Source organism: Berryella intestinalis, assembly GCF_000814825.1.
In the GTDB taxonomy this organism is placed as follows: Bacteria; Actinomycetota; Coriobacteriia; order Coriobacteriales; family Eggerthellaceae; genus Berryella; species Berryella intestinalis.
On record NZ_CP009302.1, the window covers coordinates 1239734 to 1254865 of the forward strand.

11 protein-coding genes and 1 tRNA gene are annotated in these 15132 nt (G+C 61.3%); 5 read left to right on the plus strand and 7 right to left on the minus strand.

Annotated elements, in window-relative coordinates; genetic code table 11:
* Positions 1-26 precede the first annotated feature (26 nt).
* Positions 27-1586 carry a coiled-coil domain-containing protein gene (locus JI75_RS05500; RefSeq protein ID WP_039689392.1) on the minus strand — a complete coding sequence of 520 codons (1560 nt, stop codon included), beginning with the start codon at positions 1584-1586 and terminating at the stop codon, positions 27-29.
* Between the two features lie 380 nt (positions 1587-1966).
* On the opposite strand from JI75_RS05500, the gene JI75_RS05505 reads away from it, so the two are divergent.
* From JI75_RS05505 to JI75_RS08810, 3 genes are all read left to right on the plus strand, one after another.
* Positions 1967-2042 (plus strand) — tRNA-Ala (locus JI75_RS05505).
* 280 nt (positions 2043-2322) lie between these two features.
* Positions 2323-3132 (plus strand): class I SAM-dependent methyltransferase, encoded by an 810-nt coding sequence (locus tag JI75_RS05510; protein WP_039689394.1) that lies wholly within the window; start codon positions 2323-2325, stop codon positions 3130-3132.
* A 250-nt stretch (positions 3133-3382) separates the two neighbouring features.
* Complete coding sequence (locus JI75_RS08810; RefSeq protein WP_158407625.1) at positions 3383-4390, plus strand: metallophosphoesterase family protein; 1008 nt, start codon at positions 3383-3385, stop codon at positions 4388-4390.
* 149 nt (positions 4391-4539) lie between these two features.
* On the opposite strand, the gene JI75_RS05520 is transcribed toward JI75_RS08810, so the two are convergent.
* From JI75_RS05520 to arcA, 6 genes are all read right to left on the minus strand, one after another.
* Entirely contained in the window at positions 4540-4842 is a 303-nt protein-coding gene (locus JI75_RS05520; RefSeq protein ID WP_039689396.1) for a hypothetical protein, read from the minus strand.
* 72 nt (positions 4843-4914) lie between these two features.
* On the minus strand, positions 4915-6270 hold the full coding sequence (locus JI75_RS05525) for a peptidase U32 family protein (protein WP_082019773.1): 1356 nt from the start codon (positions 6268-6270) through the stop codon (positions 4915-4917).
* Positions 6263-7768, minus strand: a complete 1506-nt coding sequence (gene cysS, locus JI75_RS05530) for a cysteine--tRNA ligase (protein ID WP_039689398.1) — start codon at positions 7766-7768, stop codon at positions 6263-6265. The genes JI75_RS05525 and cysS overlap by 8 nt, the downstream gene beginning before the upstream one ends.
* 225 nt (positions 7769-7993) lie before the next feature.
* The gene (gene arcC / locus JI75_RS05535) at positions 7994-8950 is read right to left on the minus strand and encodes a carbamate kinase (RefSeq protein WP_039689401.1); all 957 of its coding nucleotides are present in this window, start codon (positions 8948-8950) and stop codon (positions 7994-7996) included.
* Positions 8951-9017: 67 nt separating this feature from the next.
* Positions 9018-10013, minus strand: coding sequence for an ornithine carbamoyltransferase (gene argF / locus JI75_RS05540; RefSeq protein ID WP_039689402.1), 996 nt, complete (start codon positions 10011-10013; stop codon positions 9018-9020).
* A 112-nt stretch (positions 10014-10125) separates the two neighbouring features.
* The gene (arcA, locus tag JI75_RS05545; protein ID WP_039689404.1) at positions 10126-11346 is read right to left on the minus strand and encodes an arginine deiminase; all 1221 of its coding nucleotides are present in this window, start codon (positions 11344-11346) and stop codon (positions 10126-10128) included.
* 552 nt (positions 11347-11898) lie between these two features.
* Here arcA and JI75_RS05550 point away from each other — a divergent pair.
* Both JI75_RS05550 and JI75_RS05555 read left to right on the plus strand, forming a co-directional pair.
* Positions 11899-13239: an MFS transporter gene (locus JI75_RS05550; RefSeq protein WP_039689406.1), complete on the plus strand. Its 1341-nt coding sequence runs from the start codon at positions 11899-11901 to the stop codon at positions 13237-13239.
* Positions 13240-13824: 585 nt separating this feature from the next.
* On the plus strand, positions 13825-14970 hold the full coding sequence (locus JI75_RS05555) for a serine/threonine protein kinase (RefSeq protein WP_039689408.1): 1146 nt from the start codon (positions 13825-13827) through the stop codon (positions 14968-14970).
* The last annotated feature ends 162 nt before the right edge of the window (positions 14971-15132 follow it).

Sequence of the window (15132 nt, forward strand, 5' to 3'; positions counted from 1 at the left end):
CACCGGCGTTCGATTCGGTCGGGTTCTTATCGGTCGCCCTTGCGCAGGCGTCCGCGGAAACGGCTTGCCGCAGCCGCGGCGAAGGCCGAGGCTCCCAAAGCGGCCGCAAGCGCGAAGCCCCCGGCTTCATCGCCGGTCTGCGGGAGGGACGCCGAGGCGCGCATGGTTCCCCCTGAGACAGATCCTGCGCTTCGGCCCATGTTTCGGCCCATGTCGTTCCGGATGGCCGCCATCGTGCTTTGGCGCTCAGGGCCAGCAGCAGCATCGGAGGCTTTCGCATTGCCCGAAGCTCCCTCGGTCTGCGACGCATGCCTCTCCGCTATCCCCTCGGCCGAGTGCTTCCCCACTTTCTTCTGAGTGTCTGGCGTTCGCTGCTCATCCATCTTCTTCTGGGTACCCGGCGTCTTCTGATCGTCAGCCTTCTTCTGGACATCCGGCGTCTTCTGCTCGTCGGACTGCTTCATCGAGAACTCGGCAAGCACCTTGGCATAGGCGTCAAGCGCATCGGTCGCCGCAGCGCTCGCGCGCTGAGCTGCGACGCGAGCATCCTCAAGGGCGCGTTTCGCCGCTTCGGTATCAGCTCGGGCACGATCGTAGGCGGCTCCTGCGCTCCTCGCGCGCTCCTGGGCATCCACGTATGCCCGATGCTGGGAAACGAGGGAGTCGTGGGCTCTTTCCTTGTCCTTGTAGTCCGCCTCGGCGTCGCTCCACGATCGACGCGCGACGTCCAGCTTGCGCAGAGCCTCGTCGAGCTTCTCCTTGCTCGCCGCCGCCTTGGCCGATGCGGCCTCGAAGGCCCGGTACGTGCGCTCGATCATCGCATCGCCGCCGTTCAGGATCTCCGTCAGCTCGGCTATGGCCTTCTCGGTTGCGGCGAGGTCTGCCTTGAGCTTGTCGATCGATCGCTCATCGTCGAAAGGCCGCTTCATGCCGCCTTGCCTGTCCTTCAGCAGCCTTTCCGCTTCCTCGGCCCTCTGGATATCTTCCAGTATCCGAACCTTGTCTCTTTCCCTGTCGATCCTGTCCGTCTGCGCGTCGGCGACCTTCTTCTCCGTGGCGTTGAAATCGGACTGCGCCGCATCCCTGCTCGCCGCATCTTCGTCAGCGGTGGTTTTAGCGGCGTCCGCCTCCTTCTGAGCGACGTTCTTCCTTTTCGTCTCCTCGTCGAGGGTGGATTTCGCATGATCGAGCTCGACCTTGGCTCGATCGATATCGGTCTGGCTCGCGTCCTTGGCACTGGCGGCGCTGCTTGCGGCGTCATCGCTTGCCTTCTTGGCCGCCTCCTCGGCGCGCGCGGTTTCGCCGACCTTTTTCTGGGCAGCACCGAGTGCGGCGTTGGCCTCGTCGGACTTCGTGCGAGCGGCATCCGCGTCGGCCTTGGCGGCGTCGACTCCCGCTTGGGTGGCGGGATACGGCGAAGCTCCCATTCCCTCGGTTGCGGCTTCGGCCCCCGTCTCGGCCTTCCCGGCAGGCTGCGTCCCGGCGGGCTGTACCATGTCGACGGCGAAAGCGGGCACGGCGCCCATTCCCAAAGCAGCGCCCCCGGCGACAGCCGCTGCGCTGAACAATCTGCCCGCATTCTTCATGATGTGTCCTCCTTCGTTCGCAAAACCCCGAGCGAAACAGCGCTTCAGCGCCTTTCCGTAGCGGAAAGGGCCAAGCCATAAGGGGTTTTGAGTATGACTTTCTCAGTACGGGCAGCAGTATAACTACAATTGTTTTCATTACAGTTTTTGCCAGAAAATCTTTGCATTACTTAATTGAAGCTTAATCGGACATGCCGATGGGCGATCCACCTCCCGAATGAGTCGGATCGCCCATCCCCGGCGAAACGAGAAGGGAGCCCTTGGACGAGAAGTGCGCGGGGCGGCGGCGCAAAAGAGCTTTGCGGGAAGGCCTCGGATGTTTTTCAAAAATCTTCTTGACCATAGCCGCCGTTCTGCTAAAGTATCCCTTGCACGTTTTCGGGGCCTTAGCTCAGCTGGGAGAGCGCATGGCTGGCAGCCATGAGGTCAGGGGTTCGATCCCCCTAGGCTCCACCATAAACTTCAAAAGGATGCCTTCAGGCATCCTTTTTTTTCGCTCCAACGGCAAAGCTCCCTTAGGTTCTAGAAAAAACGCACGTCCCCTCAAAGCTGCAACCCATAAGATGAAGCTCCCCCTGGGCTCTAGAAGGAAGCATCCGTCTCCCAGCCCTCCCTCGCTTCCAAAAGCATCGCTTCCGCTGCGGCCAACGGGCAAAGCCGGAAGGCGCGCCCTTGGGACATGTGTGATAGCATGCTAGTTACCTTAATCTAACTAGCAGCGCGCGAAAGTGGCCCTATGGGAGAACTGAAAGGGGTAGCGGACACCCTCTACATTCCGCTGACAGCACGGATCCAGGCATCGAAAAGGTTCCCGGAGTTCTTCTACGACGAGACGGCCCTGTCCCTCGAATGCGATCTGCCCGAAAGCAGCATCGAGAAAAACTCCAACGAGTATTCCTACATAGCCTCTGCGTGCCGATACCGCGTAACCGACTCGATAACGCTGGATTTCATGTCGCACCACGAGAATTGCAACGTGGTCAACCTGGGCGCGGGGCTCGAAACGTCCTTTTTCCGGCTGAAACCGAAGACCGCCAAGTTCTATGAGATGGATTTGCCGGATGTCGTGAAAATGCGCAAGGATATCCTCGGCGAACGGGACAACGACGTTCTGATCGGTGGGGACCTGTTCGACCTGTCATGGGCGAACGAAGTCGACGCTTCGCTGCCCACCCTGCTGACCTCGCTGGGAGTGTTCCAATACTTCGATGAGAAGCGGATCCGCGCGTTCATATCCGATGCGAGAAAGATCTTCGACCGCGCCGAGCTGGTCTTCGACGCCATGAACGAAAAAGCGATCTCGTATGCGAACAAGTACGTGAGAAAGACCGGGAACAAAAACGCCGAGATGCGTTTCTGGGTGAACGATCCGTCGGCATTCGCCAAGGAAAGCGGGATCCGCCTGATCGCGCAGGAACCGTTCTTCACAGATGCCCGCAAGCAGCTGAAGGGTCGGCTCGCGCTTTTCACGCGTGCCGCCATGAGGGAGTTCGACGAGGGGAGCCGCAGAGGGTACGTTCTTCACTACGACCTTGGGAAAAGATAGACCGCGACCCGAAGCAAAGCAGCTGGTTCCCTGACCTGAACCGGCCCCTCCCCCGATCTTGCGGGCTTTCCCAGCGTGACGGTTGGCACCTCCGCACCTGAACCGATTCCCCGAGCGGAACAAGCGAAGCTGATTCGCACCGTCGATGTAGGTTGCGTTGTTTTCGAAAAACCAGCGGAACTTCGACTTCGCTCCAACGGATAGACTGGCGGGTATCCTCGCTACCGCAATACGGAGGTACCTTATGGACATGGAACGCCGATCCTTCATCAAGCTTTCGGTTCTTTCCGCAGGATGCATCGCCGCCGGGCTCGGCTCGTGCGCTCCCGCCCCGACGATGAGCACCTCGCCGGTCGAGGCGCCCCCTCGGTCCGCAAGCCAAGGCGCTCCGGGAGATGCGGAATCGCAGGACCCCATCGCGCGCATCATAGTTATGAGCGACACCCACTTCGATCCCGAAGTCGAGCAGAACAACGCTCATTACCGGGCGGCATTCGCCGACATCGGGGCAATGGACCCGAAGCCCGACGCCGTCGTCATAGCAGGCGACATCACCTACACCAGCGAAGAGCGCCAATACCAGGGCGCGGTCGATATCGCCGCCTCCTACGGCTTCACCCCAGAGGACAACCTCGTCTTAGTCATGGGCAACCACGACCAGGACAACACGGAGTCGACCTCCGACGCCGACTTCGAGCCGTACCGCCGGCTGTTCGCCCGTTTCGCAACCGAGCAGAACGTGTACTACGATCGAACGGTATCGGGACAGCACATCGTCGTGCTGGGACCGGACGATCAGGAAGGTTTGGGGTGGATCTCGTTCAAGATCTCGCAGACCCAACTGGATTGGCTGGAATCCAAGCTTGCCGAAGACGCCCAACGCAACGTTCCCACGCTGGTGGTAATGCACGAACCGCTCTCGAACACCGTAAGGGGCTCTCTCGAGGGACAGTTCGCGCACGGCATCGTAGCAAACGACGCCGAACTGCGCGCGGTCATCGACCGGTACCCGCGCACCGTGTACGTATCGGGACATTCGCACGCCTACCCCGATATCCAGCAGATCGACGGCACAGGACCCCTCTTCGTGAACGACGGAGCGGTCGCAACCGGACAGCGCGTGCCCGATACGCGAAGCTACAACGGGGCCTTCGGATGGCTGATCACGGTCTACAGCGACCGCATCGACTTCGCGCTCAGGGATTTCCTCGAGCGGACCTGGGTGGACGGCTCGCTTTACACGCACACTCTGCCGTAAAGCGAGCCTTTGCGAATGTCCGAACGCCGCCTTTCCCATGCGGCTCTTCTGTCGATGCGATTCTTCAAGCATCCCTGCACGCCCTGCGGGCATCCGCTTTCAGGCGAAGCGTTCGGAACGGGAAACAAAAAAACCTTCGGTTCTGCAGCCTACGCAGGTTTAACCGAAGGATAGAACACGGCGCGGTCGAACACCGACGCGATGGTATCGGCTCCCCCGCCGAACGGGGCGTTGAGAAAGTCGAACACGGAGGGAACCAACTCGCTGCAATCGGTGTAGTGTCCCTTCTCGTTCAGCTTCGACGTGTCCTGAACGCGCCAGTAGTTGTCGTTCACGTCGGTGAGGTAATAGCTGGAGCCGTCGACGTCCATGTACACAGAATGCTTTGCGAGCAGGTACGTCGACAGCTCCTCGAATGATACGTCAAGAGCATCTCCGGCTTTCATTCCCATTGCGACTCCTTTCCGAACACAGCTATCAAACCTGAGCTTATGATAGCAAGAACGAAGGGTCTTCACACTACCCTATTGGGAAAGCCGAAGCGTTTGCCCCTCGATGCGGCGGCGCACGAAGTCGCCGGGGGAAAGCTCGGCGTCGCTGTGGAACACGTAGTGCTCGCCAGCGCGGTTCGCGACGCTGCAAGGCTCGGGTCGAGCAAGGGAAAGCACCTCGTCAAGCGGAAGTTTTCGCTCCACGAACGGCAAGCCCCCGTCTGCGGGGGACAAAAGGGCCAAAGAGCTCGCGGTGAGCGAGAGCGAGGGCCTGTGCGGCGAGATCGCCTCCAGCCGATCGCCTTCGAAGAAGCGGTTCTGGCACAGCGCCGTTACGCGCCACTTCCCCGCCCGAGGCCCCGCGCTCACGCGCTCCGAACGCTCGACCGTTGCAACGTGCAGGCATTCCTTCACGTACCCGTCGCGCTCGCGGCTCTGGTTCGGGCGCCCGAAGTAGAACCCGGTTCCGTAGGGACGGTGGGATATGGTGAACAGCTCCCGCTCGGCCGCATCGACGTCTCCCCCGTCGAGCGTGCTGCGGTACGCCCCCACAACGGTGGCCACGTAGAACGCGCGCTTGTTGCGGCCTTCGATCTTCAGGGAATCAACCCCTATGGAGCGCAGCTCGTCAAGATGACGGATCATGCACAGATCTTCGGCGTTCATGATGTAGGTTCCGCGCCCGTCTTCCTCGATGGGAAAGTATTCGCCCGGGCGCTTCTCTTCCACCAGCGCGTAGTTCCACCGGCACGACTGGGCGCAGGCCCCCTTGTTGCCCGAACGGCCCGTCATGGCCGAACTCAGGAGGCAGCGTCCCGAATAGGCCATGCACATGGCCCCGTGGACGAACGCCTCGATTTCGAGGTCGCGCGGCACCTTCGCGCGCATCTCGGAGATCTGGTCCATGCTCATCTCGCGCGCGCACACGATGCGCTTGGCGCCGAGGGAGTGCCACAGAGAGGCGGCTTGTGCGTTGGAGACGCTTGCCTGGGTGCTTATATGCAGGTCGACCCGGGGCGCATGCCGCTGAGCGACCGCGAAGGCCCCCATGTCGCCCACGATGAACGCGTCGACTCCTGCGGCGTCCAGAGCCTCGCAGTACGCGGGCAGGCCGTCGAGATCCCGATCGTTCATGAGGACGTTGAGGGTGACATGGACCTTGACGCCGGCTTCATGGGCCCTGCTCACCGCCGAGGGAATCTCGTCGAGGGAGAAGTTGTCGGCGCGGGCGCGCATGCCGTATCGGTCGGCAGCCAGAAACACGGCATCGGCGCCGAAACGGATAGCGGCGTCGAGCTGGGACGGCCCGCCCGCAGGCGCCAGCAGCTCAGGCCCGGGGCGCTGGGCGCGGCTTCGGGCCGCTTCCTGGGAGCCGAGGTCGCTACGCACGGGAAACGCGCGCTCCCTGGGGGGTGTCCTCGATCACGAAACCGAGTGCGGACATGCGGTCGCGCACGGCGTCGGCAACGGCCCAGTTCTTCTCGGCACGAGCGGCAGCGCGGGCCGCGATCAGCGCGTCGGCGGCCTCGGCTCCGTTCCCGCCCTCGAATCCCGCGATCTCGCGGGCAAGCTCAACCAGTTCGGCGGGGTATTCCTCGGACGAACCCGCCGCATCCGACTCGAGCGCCCGTTTCAGATCGATGCCCAAAACACCCATGACCTCTTCCAGGATGTCGATGAGCTGGGTAGCCAGAGCCGCATCGGCTGAGCCGAGGGAGCGGCCGTCAAGGAGCGAGTTCACATCGGAGCAGTAATCGAAGATGGCGCCGAGGCCCTTGCTGGTGTTGAAGTCGTCATCCATCGCCACCAAGAAGTTGAACCTGAAGCCGCGGATAAGACCTTTGACCTGCTCTTCATCGAGGATCGAACCGTCTCCCGACGCGTTTTCGAGCGCCCAACGGGCGTTCTTCACCGTGGTCTTGATGCGCGCGAACGCAACCGCCGCCTCCTCCAGGCGCTCTTCGGAGAAGTCGAGCGACGAGCGGTAGTGGGTTTGCAGCATGAGGAAGCGCAGGTTCCAAGGATCGACCGTTTTCAGCACGTCGCGCAGCAGTTTGAAGTTGCCCAGCGACTTGCTCATCTTCTCGGAATTCACCTGCAGCATGCCCGCATGCATCCAGTAATTGGCGAACTCGGTGCCCGTGGCTGCCATCGCCTGGGCGCGTTCGTTCTCGTGATGGGGGAAGATGAGGTCGCAGCCGCCGCCGTGGATGTCGAAGGGGTATCCCAGGTACTTCTTCGACATGGCCGTGCATTCGAGATGCCAGCCGGGGCGCCCCTGCCCCCAAGGCGAGTCCCACGAAGGCTCGCCCGGTTTGGCGGCCTTCCACACCGCGAAATCCTGAGGGTCGCGCTTGCGATCGGCGATACCCTCGGTGCGCAGCTCGCGATGGCCGGTTTCCATCTCGTCGAGGTTGCGCCCGGAAAGCCCCCCGTACGCGGGAAGCGCGCGGACGCTGAAGTACACGTCGCCATCGACCTCGTACGCGTAACCCTTCTCGATGAGGGTTTCGACCAGCTCGATCATCTCGGGGATCTCTTGCGTTGCCTTCGGTCGGATCGTGGGGTCGAGCACGTTGATGGCATGCATGTCCTCGATGAACGCCGCGGTGTACTCGGCGGCCACCTCGGCTGCCGAGCGCCCCTCCTCGTTCGCGCGCGCGATGATCTTGTCGTCGACGTCGGTGATGTTGGACACGTAGATCACCTCGAACCCGCGCCACTGCAGGTACCGGCGCACAACGTCGAAGCTCATGAACGTACGGGCGTTTCCGATGTGGACGTAGTTGTACACGGTCGGTCCGCACACGTACATCTTGACACGGCCGAATCCGCTCGTTTCGAAATCGCGTTTCGCGCGACCTTCGCTATCGTAGATCTTGATCATGATGTCCCCGAATCTCCGCATGCCAATGCACGCGCAATCAGTAGGCGAATAGGGGAAATTCTAGCATAGCGCCACTGCTTGCAGAATTGCGACGCACGCGCAGAATGCAAAAAGCGGGACGCCCGATCGAGCGTCCCGCAAAGAAAAGCCATCCGGTTCGCACGGCGAAGCTGCATTCGATAGCAACCGCGCATCCTGTCGGATTTCGCAAACCGAAAAGAGGGTTTAGTCCACCGTGATGACCGTGCCGGTCCTCCCGCCGATGGCGTCCTTGGCCCTCTCCAGCGAGGTGATGACCGCCCTGCCCGAGGGGCAGTCGGCCAGGTACTCCAGGCAGGCCTGGACCTTGGGCAGCATCGAGCCGGGGGCGAACTGGCCGTCGGCGATGTGGCGCTCGGCCTCGGCGACCGACATATGGTCGAGGGCCTCCTGCTCGGGCGTGTTGAAGTTCACGCAGACCTTCTCGACGGCCGTGAGGATGATGAGGGCGTCGGCCCCGAAGTCGGCGGCCATGCGGGCGCTGGAGCGGTCCTTGTCGATGACGGCGGGAACGCCCTCGTAGCCGGACCCCCGGTCGAACACGGGGACCCCGCCGCCGCCGGCGGCCACCACGATGTAGCCGGCCTCGACCAGGTCGCGCACCGCGTCGAACTCGACGATGCGCACGGGGCGGGGCGAGGCGACGACCTGGCGCCAGCCGCGCCCGGCGTCCTCCCTGTAGGCGTACCCCGTCTCGGCGGCCTTGGCGCGGGCCTCCCCCTCGGTGAGGAAGGCGCCCACCGGCTTGGTGGGGTTCTCGAAGGCCGGGTCGTCGGCCGAGACCACCGTCTGGGTGACGACGTTGGCCGTCGAGCGGTCGATGCCGCGGCGGCGCAGCTCGTTGAGGATCGCCTGGGACAGGTGGTAGCCGATGTAGCCCTGGCTCATGGCGCCGGCCTCGGGGAACGGGATGTCGGGGGTCTTGCCGTCGCGGGCGGCGGCGAAGTCGCAGGCGTTCTTGATCATGCCGACCTGCGGGCCGTTGCCGTGGCTGACGACGACGTTGACGCCCTCGGCGACCAGGTCGACGATGCAGGCGGCGGTGTGGCGCACGAGCTCGAGCTGCTCGGCGGGGGTGTCGCCCAGGGCGTTGCCGCCCAGCGCGATGACGACCGTCTGGCCGTCTCCCTTCTCGTAGGGCATGGTAATCCTCCTAAATGCCCGGGCGGCCCATCGCCGCCTGGCGCAGTAGCGTTGTCGAAAGGGCGGTCTACTTGAGGGTCGCGTACATGACGGCCTTGATGGTGTGCATGCGGTTCTCGGCCTCGTCGAAGACCTTGGAGCGCTTGGACTCGAACACCTCGTCGGAGACCTCCATCTCGGTGATGCCGAACTGCTCGGCCTTCTCGGCACCGACGGTGGTGTTGGTGTCGTGGAAGGCGGGCAGGCAGTGCAGGAAGATGGCGTCGTCGCTGGCGTAGCCCATGACCTCCTCGGTCACGCGGTAGGGCTCGAGGTTCCTGATGCGCTCGGCCCAGACCTCGTCGGGCTCGCCCATCGACACCCACACGTCGGCGTAGATCACGTCGGCGCCGGTGCAGGCCTCCCTGGGGTCCTCGGTCAGCTTGACGGTGCAGCCGTTCTCGGCGGCGATGGCCGAGCACTCCTCGACGAGGGCGGGGTCGGGCCAGTTGGTCTTCGGCGCGCAGCCCACGAAGTTCATGCCGAGCTTGGCGCACACGACCATCATCGAGCGGGCGACGTTGTTGGCGGCGTCGGCCATGAACACGACCGTGCGGCCCTTGAGGTCGTAGTTGAAGTTCTCCTGCATGGTCAGCACGTCGGCGAGCATCTGGGTGGGGTGCCACAGGTCGGTCAGGCCGTTCCACACCGGCACGCCGGCCTTGGCGGCGAGCTCCTCGACGTCCTCCTGGGCGAAGCCGCGGAACTCGATGCCGTCGTACATGCGCCCGAGCACGCGGGCGGTGTCCTCGATGGACTCCTTCTTGCCCATCTGCGAGCTGCCCGGGTCGAGGTAGGTCACGCCCATGCCCAGGTCCATGCCGCCGACCTCGAAGGCGCAGCGGGTGCGGGTGGAGGTCTTCTGGAACAGCAGCACGATGTTCTTGCCCTCCAGGTAGCGGTGGGGCACGCCGGCGCGCTTCATGTCCTTGAAGTTCTTCGAGAGCTTCAGCAGGTACTCGATCTCCTCGGTGGAGAAGTCGAGCAGGCGGATGAAGCTGCGGCCGCTGAGGTTGACGCCCATGGTGGTTCCTTTCTCTAAATACAAGGTACTGCTTTACCTTTGCTTACGCACGTTACGTGCGATTCGCACCTGATGAACGGCCCGTCTGAGGACCGTGCCGAAACAGCGGAGCCTACAGGGCCTCGCGCCACAGCGGCATGCTCATGCAGCGGGGGCCTCCGCGTCCGCGTGACAGCTCCGCACTGGGAACCTCGATGAGGTCGAGGCCCTTCTTGTACAGGAAGTCGTTGGTGACGTTGTTGCGCTGGTACACCACGATCGAGCCCGGAGCGATGCACAGCGTGTTGCTGCCGTCGTTCCACTGCTCGCGCTCGGCGGCGATGCGGTCGCCCGCGCCGCACTGCAGCAGCTCGACGGACTGGCCCACATAGTGGGAAAGGATCTCTTCGAGGCTGGAATCGTTGCGGTTGACACGCACGCCGCCCTTCCCGTCGGGAGTGAGCTCGTAGACCGTGAGAGGTCCGAGGATGCCCGGATGGATGGTGAACTTGTCATGGTCGATCTGCGTGAACACCGTGTCGAGGTGCATGAACGCGCGGCTGTTCGGGATATCGAACGCCAGGATGGTGTCGATGGTGCTGGTCTCGTCGCCGAACACGTTGTGCGCGAGCTCGTCGATGGCCGCGGGGCGCGTGCGCTGCGAAATGCCGATCGCCAGCACGTGGTCGTTGATGTTGAGGATGTCGCCGCCCTCGATGGCGAAGTGGCTGGCGCGGTCGTAGTACACGGGCGTGCCGGTCAGATCGGGGTGCTTCTCGAAGATGTACTTGCCGTACAGCGTCTCGCGGTTGCGCGTGACCGAGTACATATGGTTGATGCTCACGCCGTTGCCGATCATGGCGAACGGGTCGCGCGTGAAGTAGAGGTTCGGCATGGGATCGACCAGCATGCTGGTGGGATCCGCCACGTAATCGGCCAGGCTGGCATGGCGGTCGTACTCGATCTCGGACATGGTGATGCCGGTCATGGTCTTTTCGACCAGCGCCTTGGGATCTTTGTACTCGCTGTTGAGGAAGTCCGCGACGATCTTGCGCCATGCGGGGGCGTAGACGCCCGCCTCGGTGGCCCACTCGTCGATGAACTGCGCGCGCACCTCGGGGTCCGCGACGACATCGGCCATGAGGTCCTCCAGGTACACGACCTCGATGCCGCGATCGCGCATGGCCTGGGCGAAGGCGTCGTGTTCTTTCTGAGCGACCTCCAGGAAGGGGATATCGTCGAACAGCAGGCGCTCGAGCGTATCCGGGGTGAGGTTCAGAAGCTCGTTGCCGGGACGATGAAGAAGAACCTTCTTCAAGTTCCCGATCTCGCTCTTTACGTTCACTTTGAACATACGTGCCCTTTCTCTTAGATTGAATCAAACCGAAAAAGGAATCCCTGTTTTCGCACCGTTTTCAGCAAACGGCGACGACCAACGTAAACGTCTCAGGTGAACTATCGCATCTTTAAGGTTAAATTACAAGCCGAAAAATGCAACAAATAACTGATTTGATGAAATTTTTTTTAAAAATAATTATTGCCTCCAGAACCCCCGATCGAACCGCTCCCTTGCGGGAACTTTTTCACCTCGTAGTTTTGACTATCTTTAGTTAAGTCCCTCAACTGGTGTTTTACTAAATTATCCCAGGTTAATTATTTTAGTATTATTCGATCTAATTTTCTTTGAGCCACCTGTCAGCGTTTGCAACAAAATGCATCGTGTTGCATTTTTATGCATAATTTGAAATAAAGACCGCCTCGATGCGCCTCGAAGCTCAAGCAAAAAGCGCCCGTTTGCCTTATAGTGTGTACAGTCTTGTTGCATAGCCGGAGCGCTAAGAGCGTTTGTCTTGCTAGTTGATCCAAGACAAGGGTTCTTCTGCCTTCGGCAAGAAGGGAGGTCTCCATGAGCTCTACCCCATCGCCCGATCTAGTTGAAATCAGCGATCATGAGAAACACAAGACACTCAAGCGAGTCGCTGTTTCATCCTTCTTGGGCAACTTCATCGAGTGGTTCGACTACGCCAGCTATTCGTACCTGGCAACCGTCATCGCGGTTGTGTTCTTCCCCAGCGAGGACAAAACCGTCGCCACTATGAGCGCGTTCGCCGTGTTCGCACTCGCGTTCCTCGTCCGACCCATCGGCGCGGTCTTCTGGGGGAACATGGGCGACAAGAAGGGCAGGAAATGGGCCCTGTCCACGTCGATTCTGCTCATGAGCGGCGCGACGTTCCTCATCGGGTGCCTTCCGGGATACTCCACGCTCGGCGTCGGCGCCGTTATCCTGCTCCTCCTGCTCCGCATGGTCCAGAGCTTCTCCGCATCGGGAGAATACGCGGGAGCGGCCACCTTCCTGGCCGAATACGCACCCAAAGACCACCGCGGCTTCTACTGCTCGTTCGTCCCGGCATCGACCGCGTGCGGGCTTCTCATCGGCTCTCTGTTCGTGACCTTCATGTTCAACGTCTGGGGGTCCGACTCGTCTTTCGTGACCGACTGGGGCTGGCGCATCCCCTTCCTGTTCGCCCTGCCGCTGGGTTACATCACCCACTACATCCGTAACCACCTCGAGGACTCCCCCGTGTACGTGAAGATGCGCGAGGCCATCGAGAAAGGCAACCGCGAGACGGAAGCCACTCCCGTCCGCTCCCTGCTGAAGAACTACCGCCGCCAGACCATCCTCGCGTTCGGCGCCTGCATGCTCAACGCGGTCGGCTTCTACACGGTGCTCACCTACCTGCCCAACTACCTCGAAGTGACCATCGGGTACGACGCGGCGTCCGCCTCCGTCATCACCACCATCGCCCTCGTGGCCTACATCGGGTTCATCTTCCTGTCCGGCCTCATATCCGACCGCGTCGGGCGCAAGAAGATGCTCATCGGCGCCTGCCTGGGATTCGTCATCTTCACCGTCCCCGCCTTCCATCTGCTGGCCACCAAGGACTTCACCACCATCTTGTTCGTCGAGCTGGTGATGTGCCTCATCCTCACGGTCAACGACGGAACGCTTTCCAGCTACCTGACCGAAACCTTCCCCACCAAGATCAGGTATTCGGGATTCGCCTTCAGCTTCAACCTGGCCAACGCCCTGTTCGGCGGATCGGCTTCGTACATCTCCTTCCAGCTCATCAATATGACCGGAGACAACTTCGCTCCCGGTTACTACATGGTCGCCCTCGCCCTCATCGCCCTGGTCGCCATGTTCTTGTCCCACGAGCAGACCGGCAAGGACCTAAGCGAAGTATAGAAGCGCTTCTAACACGCAACTATATACAGAAAGGCCCTCCGCCCGCGCGGGGGGCCTTTCCTGTTGGAAAAACCCGAGGGAAGGCGCGTGCACGCGGGCGGGGAAAGGTCGGGGCGCGAGCCGGGGCGCCCCCGCGCCCGACGGCGCCCGCCGAAGTGCCGCGGGAACAGGATGGATATTCAGACTATCTTGAAACAGGGCATCTACTTGGTATCTTAACTTGAGTTAACTTCAGATGAATAAAGCCTCCGATTAGGTATGCACCATCAAAATAACAGGGTGCGGAGCCTTTCTACAGCACCTTTGCCCCGCATGATCCCCGCCCCCGGCGCACCGCTTCTGTTTTTTAGGATTTAATCAATATAAAAATAAACAATAAGTTTAAATTTTTCCTTGAATATGCAGAATAAAAAGCCTAGTATGCATATCGTAAGCGAAACGGCAAGTTTGATCGAAGATGCAGATAGCGAGCCGGACCTGTTCGTTTTCTACCGTCTTTACGATCTCCAGACTTTCCCAGAGCTTATGTCGTTTTGTGTGGTCAAGAGGGGAACAAAAGGTTCCCCCCAACGAAAGGAGATCTACATGGCAAAGATCGTCAGCTCCTGGAACGACTGGGACCCCCTGAAGCGCGTCATCGTTGGTCGCTGCGACAACTCGATGATTCCGCCCGAGGAGCCCGCTACCTCTGAGAAGGTGCCCGTTGACTCCGAGATGCGCGGCATGTGGGGCCTGCGTCCCCTCGCCACCGTCGAGCGCGGCAACGAGTGCCTCGAGAACCTCGTCAAGATCCTCGAGGATCACGGCGTCGTTGTCGACCGTCCCACCCCGCTGCAGTGGAACCAGGCCATCGGCACGCCTGATTTCCGCAACGACTCCATGATGACCTGCATGCCTCCCCGTGACATCCTGCTCACCATCGGCAACGAGATCATGGCTTCCGCTAACTCCTTCCGCTGCCGTTACTTCGAGTACCTCGCGTACTGGCCGCTGATGAAGCAGTACTTCGATGAGGATCCCGAGTTCAAGTGGACCCAGGCTCCCCGTCCTCGCCTGACCGACGCTTCCTACAAGCACAACTACTATGACGAGAAGATCTCCCTCGAGGAGCGCCTCGTCCGCACGGCCAACAAGGACTTCGTGACCACTGAAGTCGAGCCGATGTGGGATGCCGCCGACGTTATGCGCATGGGCAAGGACCTCTTCATCCAGCACGGTCTGACCACCAACCGTACCGCCATGGAGTGGTTCCAGCGCTACTATCCCGAGCTGCGCGTCCACGCCGTCAACTTCCCCGGCGACCCCTATCCCATCCACATCGACGCCACCTTCGTGCCGCTGCGTCCGGGCCTGATCATCAACAACCCGCAGCGTCACCTGCCCGAAGAGCAGCGCGCTATCTTCGAGGCCAACGACTGGCAGATCGTCGACGCGGCGCAGCCCGCTCACACCGAGCCTCCCGCGCTCTGCTACAGCTCTGTCTGGCTGTCCATGAACTGCCTGGTTCTCGACCCGAAGACGGTTATCGTCGAGGCTTCCGAGGTCTATCAGCAGGAGCAGATGGACAAGCTCGGCATGAACGTCCTGCCCTGCGACCTGCGTGACGCGTATCCGTTCGGCGGCGGCCTGCACTGCTCCACCGCTGACGTCTATCGTGAGGGGACCTGCGAGGATTACTTCCCCAACAGGGTTGCCGATCCCACGCTGATCCACCCGGAGATGTGGGACTAGTCCCTCGTCGAGCGTTCTGCGAATCATCCGCTGATTCCAGATAACTTTGAAAAGGAGGCCTGGTTTTCTTTAACGGAAGCTGGGTCTCCTTTTTTCTTCGCACTTTTCACGTATATATCAACATAACTGGGGGGTAAACGATCCCTTAAGGGGATCTCTGTC